Annotated in this window: 15 protein-coding genes; 5 read left to right on the top strand and 10 right to left on the bottom strand. The window is 69.4% G+C overall.

The annotated features are described in order from the left end of the window. A complete protein-coding gene (glpX, locus tag KUG38_RS10245) occupies window positions 1–1,005 on the bottom strand; it encodes a class II fructose-bisphosphatase (RefSeq protein WP_216921078.1) in 1,005 nt (334 codons plus the stop codon). Window positions 1,006–1,209: 204 nt separating this feature from the next. Here glpX and rpe point away from each other — a divergent pair, with 204 nt between their 5' ends. Then, window positions 1,210–1,893, top strand: a complete 684-nt coding sequence (gene rpe, locus KUG38_RS10240) for a ribulose-phosphate 3-epimerase (RefSeq protein WP_216921076.1) — start codon at window positions 1,210–1,212, stop codon at window positions 1,891–1,893. Between the two features lie 95 nt (window positions 1,894–1,988). On the opposite strand, the gene ccsB is transcribed toward rpe, so the two are convergent. From ccsB to KUG38_RS10205, 7 genes are all read right to left on the bottom strand, one after another. Continuing rightward, a complete protein-coding gene (gene ccsB, locus KUG38_RS10235; protein WP_216921074.1) occupies window positions 1,989–2,900 on the bottom strand; it encodes a c-type cytochrome biogenesis protein CcsB in 912 nt (303 codons plus the stop codon). Between the two features lie 55 nt (window positions 2,901–2,955). Then, window positions 2,956–4,116: an LptF/LptG family permease gene (locus tag KUG38_RS10230; RefSeq protein WP_216921737.1), complete on the bottom strand. Its 1,161-nt coding sequence runs from the start codon at window positions 4,114–4,116 to the stop codon at window positions 2,956–2,958. 56 nt (window positions 4,117–4,172) lie between these two features. After that, window positions 4,173–4,901, bottom strand: a complete 729-nt coding sequence (gene lptB, locus KUG38_RS10225; protein WP_216921072.1) for an LPS export ABC transporter ATP-binding protein — start codon at window positions 4,899–4,901, stop codon at window positions 4,173–4,175. Next, window positions 4,898–5,386, bottom strand: coding sequence for an LptA/OstA family protein (locus tag KUG38_RS10220; RefSeq protein WP_233133815.1), 489 nt, complete (start codon window positions 5,384–5,386; stop codon window positions 4,898–4,900). Before KUG38_RS10220 ends, lptB begins: the two co-directional genes overlap by 4 nt. A gap of 29 nt (window positions 5,387–5,415) precedes the next feature. Then, window positions 5,416–5,832 carry a DUF309 domain-containing protein gene (locus tag KUG38_RS10215; RefSeq protein ID WP_216921070.1) on the bottom strand — a complete coding sequence of 139 codons (417 nt, stop codon included), beginning with the start codon at window positions 5,830–5,832 and terminating at the stop codon, window positions 5,416–5,418. Next, complete coding sequence (typA, locus tag KUG38_RS10210; RefSeq protein ID WP_015108155.1) at window positions 5,829–7,637, bottom strand: translational GTPase TypA; 1,809 nt, start codon at window positions 7,635–7,637, stop codon at window positions 5,829–5,831. The genes KUG38_RS10215 and typA overlap by 4 nt, the downstream gene beginning before the upstream one ends. Before the next feature lie 323 nt (window positions 7,638–7,960). After that, the gene (locus tag KUG38_RS10205; RefSeq protein ID WP_216921068.1) at window positions 7,961–8,674 is read right to left on the bottom strand and encodes a M15 family metallopeptidase; all 714 of its coding nucleotides are present in this window, start codon (window positions 8,672–8,674) and stop codon (window positions 7,961–7,963) included. A 183-nt stretch (window positions 8,675–8,857) separates the two neighbouring features. Here KUG38_RS10205 and chlP point away from each other — a divergent pair, with 183 nt between their 5' ends. Further along, window positions 8,858–10,243: a geranylgeranyl reductase gene (chlP, locus tag KUG38_RS10200; protein ID WP_216921066.1), complete on the top strand. Its 1,386-nt coding sequence runs from the start codon at window positions 8,858–8,860 to the stop codon at window positions 10,241–10,243. Window positions 10,244–10,283: 40 nt separating this feature from the next. Here chlP and KUG38_RS10195 read toward each other — a convergent pair whose 3' ends face one another. Then, complete coding sequence (locus KUG38_RS10195; protein WP_216921064.1) at window positions 10,284–11,591, bottom strand: hemolysin family protein; 1,308 nt, start codon at window positions 11,589–11,591, stop codon at window positions 10,284–10,286. Window positions 11,592–11,796: 205 nt separating this feature from the next. On the opposite strand from KUG38_RS10195, the gene KUG38_RS10190 reads away from it, so the two are divergent. The 3 genes from KUG38_RS10190 to KUG38_RS10180 are packed head-to-tail and all read left to right on the top strand — an operon-like array spanning window position 11,797 to window position 14,728. Further along, entirely contained in the window at window positions 11,797–12,489 is a 693-nt protein-coding gene (locus KUG38_RS10190) for a methyltransferase domain-containing protein (protein WP_286195871.1), read from the top strand. Further along, window positions 12,486–13,640, top strand: coding sequence for an NAD(P)/FAD-dependent oxidoreductase (locus KUG38_RS10185; protein ID WP_216921060.1), 1,155 nt, complete (start codon window positions 12,486–12,488; stop codon window positions 13,638–13,640). Before KUG38_RS10190 ends, KUG38_RS10185 begins: the two co-directional genes overlap by 4 nt. Then, on the top strand, window positions 13,631–14,728 hold the full coding sequence (locus KUG38_RS10180; protein ID WP_216921059.1) for a type III polyketide synthase: 1,098 nt from the start codon (window positions 13,631–13,633) through the stop codon (window positions 14,726–14,728). The genes KUG38_RS10185 and KUG38_RS10180 overlap by 10 nt, the downstream gene beginning before the upstream one ends. 1 nt (window position 14,729) lies before the next feature. Here the strand turns inward: KUG38_RS10180 and glyS are convergent, their stop codons facing one another. Next, the gene (gene glyS / locus KUG38_RS10175) at window positions 14,730–16,895 is read right to left on the bottom strand and encodes a glycine--tRNA ligase subunit beta (RefSeq protein WP_216921058.1); all 2,166 of its coding nucleotides are present in this window, start codon (window positions 16,893–16,895) and stop codon (window positions 14,730–14,732) included. Window positions 16,896–16,946: the final 51 nt, after the last annotated feature.

Below are 16,946 nucleotides of genomic sequence, written 5' to 3'. Positions count from 1 at the left end.
TCAGCGCAGGGCGATGCTCTTGGCGCCCTCCTTGATATGCACCGTATCGGTGAAGCGGGCGCTGCGGTCGAGGGTGCTGATGATCAGGCTGCTGGTGCGGGTGCAGTCGGCCTCGAAGACCACGCCGTTGAACAGCAGGCCGGGGGTGATGCCGCTGCCGGCGAAGACCACGTTCTCGCCGGAGGCGAGCTCTTCGGCCTCATAGACCTTGTCGACGTCGGTGATGCCCATCTCGTTGAGGCGGGCGATGTTGCCCTCCTTGGTGTAGTCGGCCCACTCGCTGGTCTGGGCGACGGCGGGGTCGTACACCAGCTGGCCCTGGAAGTGGCCGCCGAGGGCCCGCAGGGCGGCGGCGGAGATCACACCCTCGGGGGCGGCGCCGATGCCCATCAGGCAGTGGGTGCCGGTGCCGGCGAAGCCGCAGGCGATGGCGGCCTGCACGTCACCGTCGCTGATCGGCTTGACGCGGGCGCCGGTGGCGCGGATCTCGGCGATCAGGGCCTTGTGGCGGGCGCGGTCCATCACCACGATGGTGAGGTCGCTGGCGGGGATGCCGAGGCACTCGCTCAGGATGGCGATGTTCTCGGTGGCACTCTTGCGGATGTCCACCTTGCCCTTGGCGGCCGGGGGCGCCGCCAGCTTCTTCATGTAGAAGTCGGGGGCATAGAACAGGCCGCCGCGGTCGCTGGCGGCGAGTACGGCCATCGAGCCGTCCTGGGCGTTGGCGCAGAGGTTGGTGCCTTCGCAGGGGTCGACGGCGAAGTCGACACCGGGGCCGGTGCCGCTGCCGACTTCCTCGCCGATGTAAAGCATGGGGGCTTCATCGCGCTCCCCTTCCCCGATGACGATCCGGCCCTGCATGGCAATGCTGCCCATGCGGGTGCGCATCGCCTCGACGGCGGCCGCATCGGCTTCGTCCTTCTTGCCGAGCCCGGTCAGGCGGGCAGAGGCAATGGCGGCCTGCTCGACGACTTCGAGCAGTTCCTGGATAAGAGTGCGATCCACAACGGTCCGGCAGGGGGAGGGGCCTCAACGAGGGGCCGGCACGCCGGAGGCGGACCGCAGGCAAAGCGGGGAAAGATCCAGCCGCTGCAAGGCCTCTCGGAGTCGAAGCGGGGCCATCGTATCAGCGCGCCCGGGAGCACCCCGGGAGACCCATGGTGGGCCGCTCCTTACAATCCCTTCATTCTTCCGCTGCGGTGGCCGTCCATGAGCACCAAGCCCCTGGTGATCTCCCCGTCGATCCTTTCGGCCGACTTCTCCCGCCTCGGCGACGACGTGCGGGCCGTCGACGCCGCCGGTGCCGACTGGATCCACGTGGACGTGATGGACGGCCGCTTCGTGCCCAACATCACCATCGGCCCGCTGATCGTCGAGGCCCTGCGCCCGGTGACGACCAAGCCCCTGGACGTGCACCTGATGATCGTCGAGCCCGAGAAGTACGTGGCCGATTTCGCCAAGGCCGGCGCCGACATCATCAGCGTCCAGGTCGAGGCCTGCCCCCACCTGCACCGCAACCTCAGCCAGATCAAGGACCTGGGCAAGATGGCCGGTGCCGTGCTCAACCCCAGCACCCCCCTCGACACCCTCGAGTACTGCCTGGAGCTCTGTGATCTGGTGCTGATCATGAGCGTCAACCCCGGCTTCGGCGGCCAGAGCTTCATTCCCTCCCAGGTGGAGAAGATCCGCCAGCTGCGCCGCCTCTGTGATGAGCGAGGTCTGGATCCCTGGATCGAGGTCGACGGCGGCGTCAAAGGCAGCAACGCCTGGCAGGTGATCGAGGCGGGCGCCAACGCGATCGTCAGCGGTTCGGGGGTCTTCGGCCACGCCGACTACGCCGAGGCCATCACCGGCATCCGCAACAGCCGCCGCCCCGAGCCGGCCCTGGTCTGAGGGCCGCAAGGCCGCCCATGGCTGGCGGCCTTCTGATGGGCAGGAGCTTGAGAGGGGGCCCGTGACGAACGGGCCCTTTCTTGTTGCGCGTTAGCTCAGCTGCCCAGGAACCAGCCGTAGCTGTGCAGGCCGATGCCGAGCAGATTCACGCCGATGTAGCAGACGGCGATCACCACCAGGCCGGCCGACGCCACGATCGCCGGTCGGCGTCCCTGCCAGCCCCGGATCAGACGGGTGTGCAGGTAGGCGGCATAGACGAGCCAGCAGATCAGGGCCCAGGTCTCCTTGGGATCCCAGCTCCACCAGCTGCCCCAGGCCTCATTGGCCCACACCGCGCCGCTCACCAGTCCGACGGACAGGAGCAGGAAGCCCACCGTGATCGTGCGGTAGCTGAGGCTGTCGAGCTGCTCGCTGATGCGGAAGCTGCTGCTGCTCAGCGCCATGGCACCGGGGCCGTCGCTGGCCAGCTGGGCCTGGCGGAAGCCGCCGCTGCCGATCGAGCTGCTGCGCAGCTCGAGGTCCTCGTTGCGGTCGACGAACAGCACGGCCACCGACAGCAGGGAGCCCACCAGCAGGGCGGCATAGCTGACCATGATCACGCTGACGTGCATCACCAGCCAGCTGGAGCGCAGCGCCGGCACCAGGGGCGAGGCCTCCTGGAGGCGATCCGGCAGCGCGAAGCTGGCGAAGGCCACGCAGCCCAGGCCCATCGGGGTGGCCGCCGCCGCCACCAGTGGGTTGGGCCAGCTGCGCTCCACCAGCAGCTGGGTGAGGGTGCAGGCCCAGGCCAGGAAGCAGAGCGACTCGTAGAGGTTGCTGATCGGGAAGTGGCCCGACTCCCACCAGCGCAGCACCAGCTGGGCAGTGAGGCAGAGATTGGCCGAGGCCACCAGGATCCTGACCACCGGGTTGCTGTGGCCGCCGCTGACGGACCAGAAGGCGATGGGCAGCACCAGCAGGAGCAGGGCGAAGGCCGCGAGGCCGAGGCCGATGACCGGATCGTTCACCAAAGGAGCGGATCGAAACCGATCCACTTTGCCGTGCCGTCCCCCCGATGGGGCCTCAGCGGCTCGCCTGGCGCAACAGCCAGAGTCCTCCGGCCAGGCCGATGACCACCGGCAGCCAGGCCGCCATGAAGGGCATCAGGGTGCCTGTGATCCCCAGGGAGCTGAAGATGAAGGACATCAGGTAGTAGCCGAAGATCAGCAGCACGCTGATGCCGAACCCCTGGCTGCGGCTGGTGCGCGAATTGGGCCGCACCCCCAGGCTGCTGCCGATCAGGCCGAACACCAGGCAGATGGCCGGGAAGGCGAACTTCTCCTGGATCCGCACCCGCAGCCGCCGCGCCTCCTTGGTGTTGTTGGCCTCCAGCAACAGCCGCTCCGCCGTCAGGGCCTGGCCCACGGTCATGGTGCTGGCGTCGGTGGGCAGCTGGGCCACCTCGATCGGATCGCGGGTGAAGGGGTAGAGGTAACGGTCAAAGCTGGCGGAGGTGGTGGTGCCGGTGGCCACGTCGATGTTGGTGATGCGGCCCTTGTTGAACTCCCACATGCCCTCCTCCTCGTTCCACTTGCCGGTGAGGGCCGTGAGCATCTGCCGGTAGCCGTGGCGTGAGAAGTCGAGCAGGGTGACATCGAGCATGACCCCCTTGCGGAACTGGCGGGCATGGAAGATGTGGGTCAGCCACTTCACCGATTCGCCGTTGGGCAGCTTGACGTCGGTGAAACGGGAATAGAGGGCGTTGTCGCTCTGCTCGGTGGCGATGGCCTTGCCGAGGGCCCGCTCCAGGCTGTTGGTGGCCTCCAGATTCGCCCGCGGCACGATCGCGTCGTTGAAGACGAAGGTGAGCAGGGTCATCACCAGGGCCAGGGCCATGGCCGGCAGCACCATGCGCCGGGTGCTCACGCCCACGCTGCGCAGGGCGGTCAGCTCGCTGCTGCCCGACAGGCGGCTGTAGGCCAGCAGGGTGGCCATCAGGGTGGCCATCGGGAAGGACAGCACCAGGAAGGAGGGCAGCCTCAGCAGCAGCACCTTCATCGCCGCCAGCACCGGCAGGCCGGACTCGGCCACCCGGCGCACCAGCTCGAACACCGCCCCCACGGAGAGGGACACGGCCGTGAAGGCGGCGATGCCGAAAAGCAGCGGGCCCAGCAGTTCCTGAAGTAGCCAGCGGTCGAGCAGGGGCAGATCCCGCCAGCGCGGCACCCGCTTCCAGTCACGCAGCCGTTCGGCGCCCGGCAGCTGCAGCCAGGTGGGGCGCTTCTCCAGCAGGGCCCCCTTCAAAGCTGGAAACCCTCGCCGAGGTAGTGACGCCGCACCAGGGGATCGTTGGCCACGGAATGGGAGGCACCGGAGGCAAGGATCCTGCCATCGGCCAGGATGTAGGCACGGTCGGTGATCGCCAGGGTCTCCCGCACGTTGTGATCGGTGATCAGCACGCCCATGCCCCGGCCCCGCAGGCTGTCGATCAGGGCCTGGAGATCGGCGACGGCCATGGGATCCACCCCCGCGAAGGGTTCGTCGAGCAGCAGGTAGCGGGGGCCCTGGTCGCCCACGGCGAGGGCCCGGGCCACCTCGCAGCGGCGCCGCTCACCGCCGGAGAGCTGGTAGCCGCGGCGGTGCTGGAAGCCGCCCAGATGGAAATCCTCGATCAGCACGTCCAGGCGGCTGCGGCGCCCGGCCGGATCCGAGCCGCTCTCCTGCAGGGCCAGCATCAGGTTGTCGCGGACGCTGAGCTGGCGGAACACGCTCGCCTCCTGGGGGAGGTAGCCGATGCCGAGGCGTGCGCGGCGGGGCATCGGCAGGTGGGACACGGACTCCCCGTCCAGGAGCACCTCGCCGCAGTCGGGCCGGAGCAGACCGGTGATCAGATTGAAGGTGGTCGTCTTGCCGGCCCCGTTCGGACCCAGCAGCCCCACCACTTCCCCCGGGCGCAGATCCAGGCTCACATCGGTCACCAGGGGGCGGCCGGCGAGGGTGATGGCCACCCTCTCCAGAACCAGGCTCACGGCTTGGGGGTGGCAGGCTTGGCTGCGTCAGGCTTGGAGGTGCCCTGCTGCTGCAGGCGGAACTTACTGAAGACCTGTTTGCCGGCGGGCGGCTCCGCCAGCATGCGCTCGCTGTCGAGCTGATACACCAGCCGCTCCGCCCGCAGTCGCTGGCCATCGGTGTCGATCACGTCGACATCGCCGGTGAGCACCAGGCGCCCCTCATTGCTGAAATACTGGGCCTGCCGCGAGGTGGCCGTCATGCCGCGATCGGCGTAGACGATGCGCACGTTGCCCGTGGCGGTGACGATGCCGTTCTGATTGTCGGCCTGCTGCACGTCGGACTCGATCGTGACCATGCCGGTGGCGGGCGTCTTCGGCCGCTGGGTCTGGGCCGTGGCGGCCGGCGCCTGGGCCGCGACGGGGCGGGACGGGAGCACCAGCAGGGCGGCGCCCACGAACCCCGCGGCGAGCACGAACAGCAGTGGGCGGGGGGGCAGGGTCAAGGTGGAAATCGTGGAGGCCTTGAGTGTGCTCAATGTACCGGCGCCGTGCCCGTTCCCCGCGCCAGTTCCAGGCGCGGCAGGGGGAGGCCGCTGAGGTCGGCCTGCTGCTGGAGGGCCTCCAGCCGCTGGGCGGCCAGGAGCCGGACCGGCCCCAGGGCTAGGCCCAGGGCTTCGTCGCCGCAGCCCCGCAGGCGGCCCAGCCCCTCGCCCATCAGCACCGTGGCGCCGCGGCGGTTGTCGCGTTCCAGATGCAGTTCAGCCACCGCGATCTGCAGCAGACCCTGGAGCACGGGCCGCATCGGACCCTGGGTCTCATGCCAGAGCTCCTCGAAGCCGTCGTGGCAGGCATACCACTCGGCCGCGTTGAAGTGTTTGATCGCCTGCTGCAGGCGTGGGTCCGCCTGCAGCAGGGTTTCCTCATCGGCGGATGGGGCGCCGGGACTCAACGCTTGGCGGGCTTCTTCACCGGCATCTTGCGCAGCCGGATCGACTCGGGGGTGACCTCCAGCATCTCGTCGGGGCCGATGTACTCGAGGGCCCGCTCCAGGGTCATCTGGATCGGCGACTGGAGGGTGTCGAGCACCTCAGCGCCGGCCGAGCGGATGTTGGTGACCTGCTTGGCCTTGCAGACGTTGAGCTCGAGATCGGGCGGGCGGTTGTGCTCACCGACGATCATCCCCTTGTAGACCTTGGTGCCGGGGGTGATGAAGAACTGGCCGCGGTCCTCGGCGCCCTTGAGGGCGTAGAAGGTGGCGGTGCCCTCCTCGAAGGCGATCAGGACGCCGTTGCGGCGGGCGTCGAAGTCGCCCTGCATGGGGCGGTAGTCGAGGAAGGAGTGGCTCATGATCCCCTCGCCCCGGCTGGCGCGGATGAACTCGCCCCGGAAGCCGATCAGACCCCGGGAGGGCACCACGAACTCCAGCTGGGTACGGCCGTCGCTGGTGGCCTCCATGTTCTGCATTTCGCCCTTGCGGATGCCCAGCTTCTCGATGCAGCTGCCCACCGCCTCCTCGGGCACGTCCATCACCAGGGTCTCGAACGGCTCGTGGGGCGTGCCGTCGATGGTGCGGAAGATCACCTGGGGCTGGGACACCTGGAACTCGAAGCCTTCGCGACGCATCGTCTCGATCAGGATGCCGAGGTGCAGCTCACCGCGGCCGCAGACGGAGAAGCGGTCGGGGGAGTCGGTGTCCTCGACCCGCAGGGCCACGTTGGTGAGAAGCTCCCGCTGCAGGCGATCACGCAGCTGGCGGCTGGTGACGAACTTACCTTCCTTGCCGGCGAAGGGGGAGTCGTTGACGACGAAGGTCATCTGCAGGGTGGGTTCGTCCACCTTGATCAGCGGCAGGGCCTCGGGATGGTCGGGGCAGGCGATGGTCTCGCCGATGTTGACCTCATCGAAGCCGGCGACGGCCACCAGATCGCCCGCCCGGGCTTCGGGGATCTCCACCCGCTGCAGACCCTGGAAGCCGAGCAGCTTGCTGATGCGGCCACGCTTGATGCTGCCGTCGTCGCGGATCAGGGCGACGTTCTGTCCGCCGGCGATCGTGCCGTTGTGGACCCGGCCGATCATGATCCGGCCGAGGAAGTCGGAGTAGTCGAGGGTGGTGACCTGCATCTGCAGGGGCTTGGTGGGATCACCCACCGGCGGCGGGACATGCCGCAGGATGGCGTCGAAGAGCGGCTTCATGTTGTCGCTCTCGGTGGCCATGTCGGGCTTGGCGTAACCGCCCATGCCGCTGCCGAAGAGATAGGTGAAGTCGCACTGGTCGTCATCGGCGCCGAGCTCGATGAACAGATCGAGCACCTTGTCGACCGCCTGCTCGGGGTCCACCCGGGCCCGGTCGATCTTGTTGACGAAGACGATCGGCCGCAGGCCCTTCTCCAGGGCCTTCTTGAGCACAAAGCGCGTCTGGGGCATGGGGCCTTCGTTGGCGTCCACGATCAGCAGACAGCCATCCACCATGCCCAGCACCCGCTCCACCTCACCGCCGAAGTCGGAGTGACCGGGGGTGTCAACGATGTTGATGCGGATGCCGTTGTAATCCACGGCGGTGTTCTTGGAAAGGATCGTGATCCCCCGTTCCCGCTCCAGATCGTTGGAATCGAGCACACAGGTGGGCACCGCTTCACCTTCGCGGAAGATGCCGGACTGCTCGAGCAGGGCATCCACCAGGGTGGTCTTGCCGTGGTCGACGTGGGCAATGATCGCGATATTGCGTATCGGGGCGCCTTTGATGTCGCCGCTCATGGGGATGTCGTCCTGCGAAGGTGAGGGAAGGGGTTCGACGGAATCGAATCGACGGTGGTCGTTTCCAGGGAAACGGGGCGTTGATGGCGAGACGAAGAAGACATGTCGCTGCCAACGTTGCGTTCAGCTAGGCGTTCAGGTGGACGGAATGGGAAATCCAGGGCCCTGAACGGGGACCAACCAGCGCTCTGACGCTTCGTCAGGGTTTTCGGGGAACCCTGCCGCGCCGGCCCGGTGGGACATGTGGCGAACGTTGAAGCGATTCTTTATCCTACTCCCACCCCCTCCCGCGGCACCGGCGGCGGGTCCCCGAACCTGGCGGTTCAGCGGGCCAGGCGCTGGGCGGGCTCGAACATCTCCAGGGCTTCGGTGGACCCTTCGAAGCGCCAGTGCCAGGGTTCGTAGCTCACACCCTGGCGGTTGCCCCTGGGGAAGGAACGCACGAAATGGAACCGGGCCGCGTGGCGATCGAGCCAGCGGTAGGCGTCGGTGGTCTCGAAACTCTCCATCAGATTGGTGGCCGGCAGGCGACCGTCCCCCAGGTCCACGGCGAAGCCGGTGCTGTGTTCGGAGAAGCCCGGCGGCGCACTGACCCGGGCCCGGTCGGCGGAGGTCTGGTTGCGCTCGGCCTTGACATCGAAGAACAGCTGCTTCTGCAGATCAACGCTGCGCCAGGCACTCAGCACGGTGAGGACGACACCGTCGGCATCGGCGGCGGCGCGCATGTCCTCGAGGGCACGGGCCGCGTCCGGCCGCAGGCGCAGGCCGGGAGCGATGGCCACCAGGTCGGCGGGCCCGGCCTCGGGATAGGGAAAGTGGCCGAGGAGCCGACCGTCCGGCCCGAGACGGGCCGACAGACCCGGAACGGGCGTGGGGGTGATCCAGGTGCGCAGGGGGCCGATCAGCAGCAGAACGGCAGCACCGGCCAGCAGGGCGCCGGTGAGTCCCACCTGGGCCATCCGCCTGGGGAGGGAGGCCGGCCGGCGCGGGCGGGGCGTGGTGCGCCGGGCCAGCGGGATGTCGTCACCGAGGGGCATCACCGAGGGGCATAACCGGGCGGAATCACCGAGGGCCATCTCCGATGCGGGGCGGAGACGGCCTCTGCTCCGGGCCTGACCCATCTTAGTTGGGGGTCATTTCATAGGTTTCTCTACCGGGCGGTTACCCGCACGGCGGTGTTAGCTTCCAACCCACATCCCAATGGCGGAGCAGGTTTCAAGATGTTGCGAGTGGCAGTCGTGGGCGGCGGCCCCAGCGGTTCCTGTGCTGCGGAAGTTCTCGCCAAGGCCGGCATCGAGACCTGGCTGTTCGAGCGCAAGCTCGACAACGCCAAGCCCTGCGGTGGGGCGATCCCCTTGTGCATGGTCGAGGAATTCGACCTGCCGGAATCGATCATCGACCGCAAGGTGCGGAACATGCGGATGATCTCTCCCTCCAACCGGGAGGTGGACATCCACCTGGAGAACAGCAACGAATACATCGGCATGTGCCGCCGGGAGGTCCTCGACGGCTTCCTGCGCAACCGGGCCGCCGAACTGGGCGCCCATCTGGTCAACGGGCTGGTGCAGAGCATCGACACCGGCAGCCAGCGCCAGGGTCCCTACACCCTCCACTACGCCGACTACTCCTCCGGCGGCCCCACCGGTGAACTCAAGACCCTCGAGGTGGATCTGATCGTCGGCGCCGACGGGGCCAACAGCCGGGTGGCCAAGGCCATGGACGCCGGTGACTACAACGTGGCGATCGCCTTCCAGGAGCGGATCCGGCTCCCCGCCGAGGAGATGGCCTACTACGAGGACCTGGCCGAGATGTACGTCGGCACCGACGTCTCGCCCGACTTCTATGCCTGGGTGTTCCCCAAGTACGACCACGTGGCGGTGGGCACCGGCACCATGCAGGCCAACCAGTCCCTGATCAAGGGTCTCCAGAAGGGGATCCGCGAGCGGGCCAGCCGCCGGCTGCTGCGCGGCGAGGTGATCAAGGTGGAGGCCCACCCCATCCCCGAGCATCCCCGCCCCCGGCGGGTGGTGGGCCGCATGGCCCTGGTGGGCGACGCGGCCGGTTACGTCACCAAGAGCTCCGGCGAAGGCATCTACTTCGCCGCCAAGAGCGGCCGGATGTGTGCCGAGGAGATCGTCGCCGCCAGCGCCTCCGGCAGCCGCATCCCCACCGAGAAGGATCTCAAGGTCTACATCCGCAAGTGGGACCGCAAGTACGGCGCCACCTACAAGGTGCTGGAACTGCTCCAGAACATCTTCTACAGCAACGATGCCGCCCGTGAGGCGTTCGTCGAGATGTGCGATGACAAGGACGTTCAGCGGCTCACCTTCGACAGCTACCTCTACAAGCGGGTGGTGGCGATGAACCCCTGGCAGCAGATCAAGCTCACCGTGCTCACCCTGGGCGCCGTGCTGCGGGGTCAGGCCCTGGCTCCCGCCGGCTACAAGCCGGTCCCCAGCGCCGTGCGCTCGGCCGAGGAAGCGGAGGCGATCCTGGCGGCCGCCGAGCCCCGCTCGGCGATGAAACCAGCCGGCGTCCATGCCGTGACACCGCCCGTGGATCCCGATCCCGACACCGTCAAGGAGCCCGTGCTGGTCGCCAAGTGAGAAGGGGGGCTACCTGAGGCCAGCCGGCCTGAGGAGAACCTCAGGCCGGTTCCTTGTCGGCTTCGATCCAGCTGACCAGCAGTTTGTCGACCCGGTTGCCGTCCATGTCGACGACCTCGATACGCAGGCCGTCCCACTCGAAACAGTCGCCGGCCTTGGGAATGTGTTCGAGGTAGTGCATCACGAAGCCCCCCAGGGTCTGGTAACCGCCGCGGTCCTCCTCCGGGAGCCGGCCCTTCCCCACCAGATCCTTGAAGTCAGCAATGTCCAGGGCGCCATCGAGGAGCCAGGAACCGTCCTGACGGACGATGATCATCGGATCCTCCCGGTCCTGGCCTGAGGAGAGATCACCGACGATCGCCTCCATCATGTCGTTGAGGGTCACCAGCCCTTCGATGCCGCCGAATTCGTCGGTGACCAGGGCGATATGGACCCCCGAGCTGCGGAACTGCTCGATCAGCTTCAGGGCCCGGGTGCTTTCACCGACGTAGAGGGGTGGCTGCAGCAGGGCCTCGATGTCCCGTGGCCCGTCACCAAGCTGGGCCGCCAGCAGGTTGCGGCCACGGACCACGCCGACGCAGGCGTCGAGGCTGGCACGGGCCACCGGAAACAGGGAGTGGTTCGCCTCCATCACCCGCTGGAGGTGGGTCTGCGGCGATTCGGCCAGGTCCAGCCAGCAGATGTCGGTGCGCGGCGTCATGATCGCCTTGACCGGTCGGTCGGCCAGCCGGAACACCCGCTCCACCATGGCGTGCTCAGCCACCTCGAACAGGCCGGATTCCGTTCCCCGTCGCAGCAGGGTCCTGATCTCCTCCTCGGTGATCTCCGGCTCACCGGTTTCGCCGATGCCCATGAGGCTGAGGAGGCGGTCGGTGGAGGCGCCCAGCAGGTGAGCGAGGGGGGCCATCCAGCGCGACAGGGCCCGCATCGGGGGCGCCACGGCGCAGGCGATGCGCTCGGGGTCGTTGAGGGCGATGCGCTTCGGCACCAGCTCCCCCAGCACCAGGGAAAGAAAGGTGATGGCGGTGACCACGAGTCCGAGGGACAGGGGGTCGGCCCAGGCCCGCAATGGCGGCACGGCCTCAAGCAGCGGCCGTAAGGCTTCGGCCACCCGCGAGCCGCCCAGCGCACCGCTGAGAATGCCGATCAATGTGATGCCGATCTGCACCGTCGAGAGGAAATCGTTGGGGGATCGGATTAGTTTCAGAGCCACTTCCGCCTTTTTCTCCCCAGCCTCCGCCTGGTGCTCAAGGCGCAATCTCCGAGCCGACATCATGGCCAACTCCGAACCCGAAAAGATCCCGTTGATCAGAATCAGAAGGACAATCAAAAAACTGTCGAACAGCATCGGCAAATCCAGTGATGGCCCCTCGGCCAGCGGCAGAACAAAACGACAAGTTAGGTGACGACGGCTGTAGCTCCCCGCCGGATGACCCTTCGGCGAAGTCCTGAGCGGCCGTGGAGCCGTCCTGTCCCCCCAGCCGCCCAACCCCCAGCGCCCTTCTCCGATGCCTTGGCAGCCCCTGGCTGAGCGAAACCGACAGCCGGAGTGGATGGATCAGTCCGGCCTCGACGCCGCTGCCCATCAGCAGGCCCTCCAGGGCCTGCGACGGATCAACGCCATCAGCCGCGCTGTGGGGTGCCTGTTCACGCCGGTTCAGGCCCTGGCCGCCGCCCTTGGCCACGGCCGGCCCCTGCGGATCCTGGATGTGGCCTGCGGTGGGGGCGACAACACCATGGCGCTGGCGCAGCGCTGCCGACGCAACGGTCTGGCCGTGCAGGTCGACGGCTGCGACCGCAGCCAGCAGGCGGTGGCCATCGCCAACGGCCATGCCGCCGGCACTGCCCTGGGGAGCCGCTTCTTCCAGGCCGACGTTCTGGAGGATCCCCTGCCGGCCGGTTACGACGTCATGGTCTGCAGCCTGTTTCTGCATCACCTCGAGAACGCCGACGCCGTCGAGCTGCTCCGCCGCCTGGGCCAGAGCTGCCGCCATCTGGTGCTGGTGAACGACCTGATCCGCAGTCCGCTGGGCTACGGCCTGGCCTGGGTGGGTTGCCGGCTGCTGAGTCGCTCGCCGATCGTTCATTTCGATGGTCCCGTATCGGTGCAGGGGGCCTTCCGGATGGACGAGGCGCTTGATCTGGCAACCCGGGCCGGCCTGGGGGGAGCCAGCATCCAGCGCCACTGGCCCGAGCGCTTCCTGCTCAGCTGGCGCCGTCCTGACGGGGCGCTGGAAGCGCCATGACGGCTCCCGAGTGGGATGTGATCGTGCTCGGGGCCGGACCCGCCGGTGCCCTGGCCGCCCACCAGCTGGCCAGGCAGCGGCTGCGGGTGCTGCTGGTGGACAAGCGGACCTTTCCCCGCTGGAAGGTCTGCGGCACCTGTCTCAACGGCCTGGCCCTCGAGGCCCTGGCTCAGGCGGGCCTGTCGGGCCTGGTGGATCGCCTCGGCGGTGTGCCCCTCACCCGGCTCCACCTCGGACTGCAGAACCATCAGGCGGAGCTGGAGCTACCCCTGGGCCGCTCCCTCTCCCGAGGCCGCCTCGACCTGGTCCTGGCCGAGGCGGCGGAAGCCGAAGGCGCGGTGTGGCGGCGGGGCACCGAGGCCACGGTGACTGGCCCCTGCCCGGGCGGCCGGCAGGTGCGGCTGTGCAGCGGCGGTGCGGCTGAAACCACCAGCGCCCGGGTGGTGCTCGTGGCCACCGGGCTGGGCAGCCCGGGACTGACCCCTGCCATCGGGATCCGGAACCGGGTCGAAGCCCACTCCAGGGTGGGGGCCGGCTGCCGCGTCGATACCGGCGCCGGCGGCTATGGCCGGGGCACGATCCACATGGCGGTCGGCCGCCATGGCTATGTGGGGCTGGTGCGCACCGAAACCGGATATCTCAACCTGGCGGCGGCCTTCGACCGGGCCCATCTGATCCAGGCCGGAGGGGCGGCAAGCGCCGCCGCGGGCGTGCTGGCGGAGGCTGGCTTCGAGCCGGTCCCCGAGGCCTCGGCCAGCGCCTGGCTGGCCACCCCGGCCCTCACCGCCCACCGTTGGCCGCCGGCGGCCGAGCGGGTGCTGCTGCTGGGAGATGCCGCCGGCTATGTCGAACCGTTCACGGGGGAGGGGATGGGCTGGGCCCTGCTGGGGGCCCTGGCGGTGGTGCCATGGGCCGTTCAGGGGCAGCACCAATGGAGCAGGGAGCTCGAGCGGCAATGGGTTCGCCGCTACGGCCGGCTGATCGGATGCCGCCAGCGACTCTGCCGGGGCCTGGCCTTCGCCCTGCGCCGCCCCGGCCTCAGCCGCTGTGCCCTGGCGGCGGTGGAGCGCTGGCCGGTCCTGGCCTCCCCCTTCCTGCACCCCTTCGATGGCGCCGGCGTGAATTCGCTGGTCCCTGAACCATGTCCCTGACCATCCAGGGGCTGGGAACGGCCCTGCCTCCCGAACGGATCGCCCAGGGCGATGCCGCCACCATTGCTGCCGAGGTGGCCCTGCCCGCCCAGACCCCCTCCCCAGGCCAGCGCCGGCTGCTGGAGACCCTGCACCGCCGCTCGGGCGTCGCCAACCGCCACAGCGTCCTGCTCCAGCCCCCCGGCAGCGACCCCCGGCAGACCTTCTTCGGAGCCACCAGCCCCGGCACCGGGGAGCGGATGCGGCGCTACGCCCTCGAAGCACCGCACCTGGCCCTGCGGGCCGTCCGGGCGGCCCTGGCCCAGGCCGGGCTGAGCGCGGAGCGGATCACCCATCTGGTCACGGTCTCCTGCAGCGGCTTCCATGCCCCCGGCGTCGATCTGGCCCTGATGGCCGCCCTGCCGCTGGACGCCGGCGTGGCCCGCACCCATGTGGGGTTCATGGGCTGCCATGGGGCGCTCAATGGTCTGCGGGTCGCCGCCGGGTTCACCGGTGCCCAGCCGGAGGCCTGTGTGCTGCTCTGCGCCGTCGAGCTCTGCAGCCTCCATCTCCAGTACGGCTGGGATGGGGAGCGGATCGTGGCCAATGCCCTGTTCGCCGATGGCGCCGCCGCCCTGGTGGCCACGGGGGAGCCGCCGGAGCAGGCCGCACCGACCACGCCACCGCTGGGGCGGCTGCTCGCCAGCGGTTCCCTGCTGGTGCCCGCCAGCACGGAGGCCATGTCCTGGGGGATCGGGGACCACGGCTTCGCCATGGGTCTGTCACCGCAGGTTCCTGACCTGATCGGCGAGCATCTGCGGCCCTGGCTCGAGGGCTGGCTGGCCGGCCACAACCTCAGCCTCGATGCCATCGGCTCCTGGGCCGTGCACCCCGGTGGCCCCCGCATCCTCTCGGCGGTCACGAAAGGACTGGGACTCGATCCAGGGCTGATCGAACCCTCCCGCTCGGTGCTTCGGGACTACGGCAACATGTCGTCCCCGACCCTGCTGTTCATCCTCGAGCGCCTGCAGCGCAGCGGCGCTCCGGGCCCCTGTCTGGCCATGGCCTTCGGACCCGGCCTGTGCATCGAGGTGGCCCTGCTGGCCTGAATCAGCCCCCCAGTCGGCTGAAATCGGCGAGCACCGAGGCCTGGTTGCGCAGCACCGCCAGCAGCCGCAGGCGGTTGCGGCGCACCTCGGGCTCGTCGCAGAGCACCATGACGCTGCCGGGGCCATCGAAGAAGGCGGCCAGGGTGGCGCCGCTCTCCCCCAGCATCCGGGCCAGCGGTTCGTAGCGGGCGGTGCCGGTGGCGGCGGCATGGACCGCCAGCCGCTCCAGCACCGCCAGCACGGCGGCCTCGCTGGGGGAACCGAACAGATCCGCGTTCACCACCCCATCGGGGCTGACCAGATCCTCCGCCAGGTCGGCCTGTTCGGCCAGGCGGGAGGCCCGCTGCACCACCGCCTGCACCAGGGGCAGGCTGCCTTCGCTGCGCAGACGTCGCAGCAGCTCCACCCGGGCCCGGGCATCGGCCGGATCCCGCAGCAGCCGCTCCAGGGAGACGCCATCCCCGGCCACGGCCTGGACCAGATCGGCGCTGGAGCCCTCCTCCTCCAGCAGGCTGGCCAGGCGTTGGCGCAGGAAGTCGAGCAGGTCGGCGGCCAGGGCCAGCGGCTGCACTGCCAGCTCAGGCAGCAGCCGCTGCCAGTGGGCGGTGGCCTCGGCCATCAGGCCCACCAGGTCGAGCGACCAGCCCCGATCCCAGAGGATCTGCAGCAGGCCGTTGCCCGCCCGGCGCAGGGCATAGGGATCGGAGGAGCCGCTGGGCCGCTCCCCCCTGGCGAAGATGCTGAGCAGCAGCTCCAGCCGTTCGGCGAGGGCCAGCACCGCCCCCGCTTCGGACCCCGGCAGGGCGTCGCCGGCGCCGCGGGGCTGGTAATGCTCCAGCACCGCCAGGGCCACCGCACGGGACTCGCCCTCCGCCAGCAGGTACTTCGCCCCCATCACCCCCTGCAGCTCGGGGAATTCCCCGACCATCTGGCTCACCAGGTCGTGCTTGCACAGGGGAGCGGCCCTCCGCGCAGCGACGGCGGCGGCATCGCCCACCGGCAGGCGGCTGCACAGCAGATCCGCCAGCCAGGCCAGGCGCTGGGTGCGATCGGCCAGGCTGCCGAGACCCTCGGCGAAGGTGACCCGATCGAGGGCCTCCACCCGCTCCGTGCTGCTCTGACGGCGGTCCGCCGCCAGGAAGAAGGCCGCATCCGCCAGCCGGGCCCGCAGCACCCGCTCATTGCCGCGCCGGATCGTGTCGGCGGCGGCGGCCAGGCCGTTGGACAGGCACAGGAACCGGGGCATCAGGGCCTCCCCGGCCACCAGGGCCAGGGGATCGGCCGGGGCGTCCGCCAGGCGCAGGGGCACGTAGCGCTGGTGGGAACGCATCACGGTGCTGAGCACCTCCGGGGGCAGGGCCAGATAGTCGGCATCGATGGAGCCCTCGATCAGCCGGGGGGACTCCACCAGGTCGACCAGTTCGTCGAACAGCGACTCCGGCAGATCCAGCTCGGCCCCCGCCGCTGTCGCCGCCGCCTCCAGGGCGGTGCGGATCGCGGCGCCCCTGGCTTCCCGGTCGACCTGGACATCGGCGGCCTCCAGGGCGGCGGCATAGCCCGTGGCGGAGGGGATCGTCACCGCTCCGGCGTGAAGACGGTGGCCGCGGCTGAGGCGATCGCTGGCCACAGGCGGATCCACGTCGGTGAGCGCCACCGGCACCACCGCCTCGTCGAGCAGCGCCACCAGCCAGCGCAGGGGCCGGCTGAAGCGGCCATCCCCGGCGCCCCAGCGCATGAAGCGCCGCCCCTGCAGTGAGCGGATCCAGCCGGGGATGCACCCGGCCAGCACCTCGGCGGTGGGGCGACCGGCCTCGGTGGTGCGGGCGAACACGAAGGGGCCCTTGTCGGTCTCGCGGATCTCCAGCTGGTCGGGGCTGCAGCCGCAGCGTCGGGCGAATCCGATGGCGGCCTGGGTGGGCTGGCCATCGCGGAACGCCTGCTGGGCCGGCGGACCCTTGCGATCCTCGACCAGGTCCTCCTGCTCCCGGGGCAGGCCGGTGACGGTCACGGCCAGGCGCCGGGGGGTGCCGCCGGTGCTGATCGTGTCGCAGGCGAGGCGGGCCTCCCGCAGGTCGCGGGCCACGATCGCCTCCAGCTGGGGCTGGGCCAGGCGCACGAAATCGGCCGGCAGTTCCTCGGTTCCGATCTCCAGAAGAAAGGTGGCCATGCAGGGGAGAGGGCAGAACGCGACTGTATGCAAAGGAGGGAAACGGCCGGA

Origin of the sequence: Synechococcus sp. CCAP 1479/9 (genome assembly GCF_019038535.1) — a bacterium.
Classification (GTDB): domain Bacteria; phylum Cyanobacteriota; class Cyanobacteriia; order PCC-6307; family Cyanobiaceae; genus Cyanobium.
This window is presented reverse-complemented; position numbering and strand designations above follow the sequence as displayed.

What these genes read in the sequence shown, in the direction of transcription:
- rpe (WP_216921076.1), top strand. Translation starts at nt 1,210, where the DNA reads ATGAGCACCAAGCCCCTGGTGATCTCCCCGTCGATCCTTTCGGCCGAC.
- typA (WP_015108155.1), bottom strand. Translation starts at nt 7,637, where the DNA reads ATGAGCGGCGACATCAAAGGCGCCCCGATACGCAATATCGCGATCATT.
- KUG38_RS10205 (WP_216921068.1), bottom strand. Translation starts at nt 8,674, where the DNA reads ATGCCCCTCGGTGACGACATCCCGCTGGCCCGGCGCACCACGCCCCGC.
- chlP (WP_216921066.1), top strand. Translation starts at nt 8,858, where the DNA reads ATGTTGCGAGTGGCAGTCGTGGGCGGCGGCCCCAGCGGTTCCTGTGCT.
- KUG38_RS10195 (WP_216921064.1), bottom strand. Translation starts at nt 11,591, where the DNA reads ATGCTGTTCGACAGTTTTTTGATTGTCCTTCTGATTCTGATCAACGGG.
- KUG38_RS10190 (WP_286195871.1), top strand. Translation starts at nt 11,797, where the DNA reads ATGGATCAGTCCGGCCTCGACGCCGCTGCCCATCAGCAGGCCCTCCAG.
- KUG38_RS10185 (WP_216921060.1), top strand. Translation starts at nt 12,486, where the DNA reads ATGACGGCTCCCGAGTGGGATGTGATCGTGCTCGGGGCCGGACCCGCC.
- KUG38_RS10180 (WP_216921059.1), top strand. Translation starts at nt 13,631, where the DNA reads ATGTCCCTGACCATCCAGGGGCTGGGAACGGCCCTGCCTCCCGAACGG.
- glyS (WP_216921058.1), bottom strand. Translation starts at nt 16,895, where the DNA reads ATGGCCACCTTTCTTCTGGAGATCGGAACCGAGGAACTGCCGGCCGAT.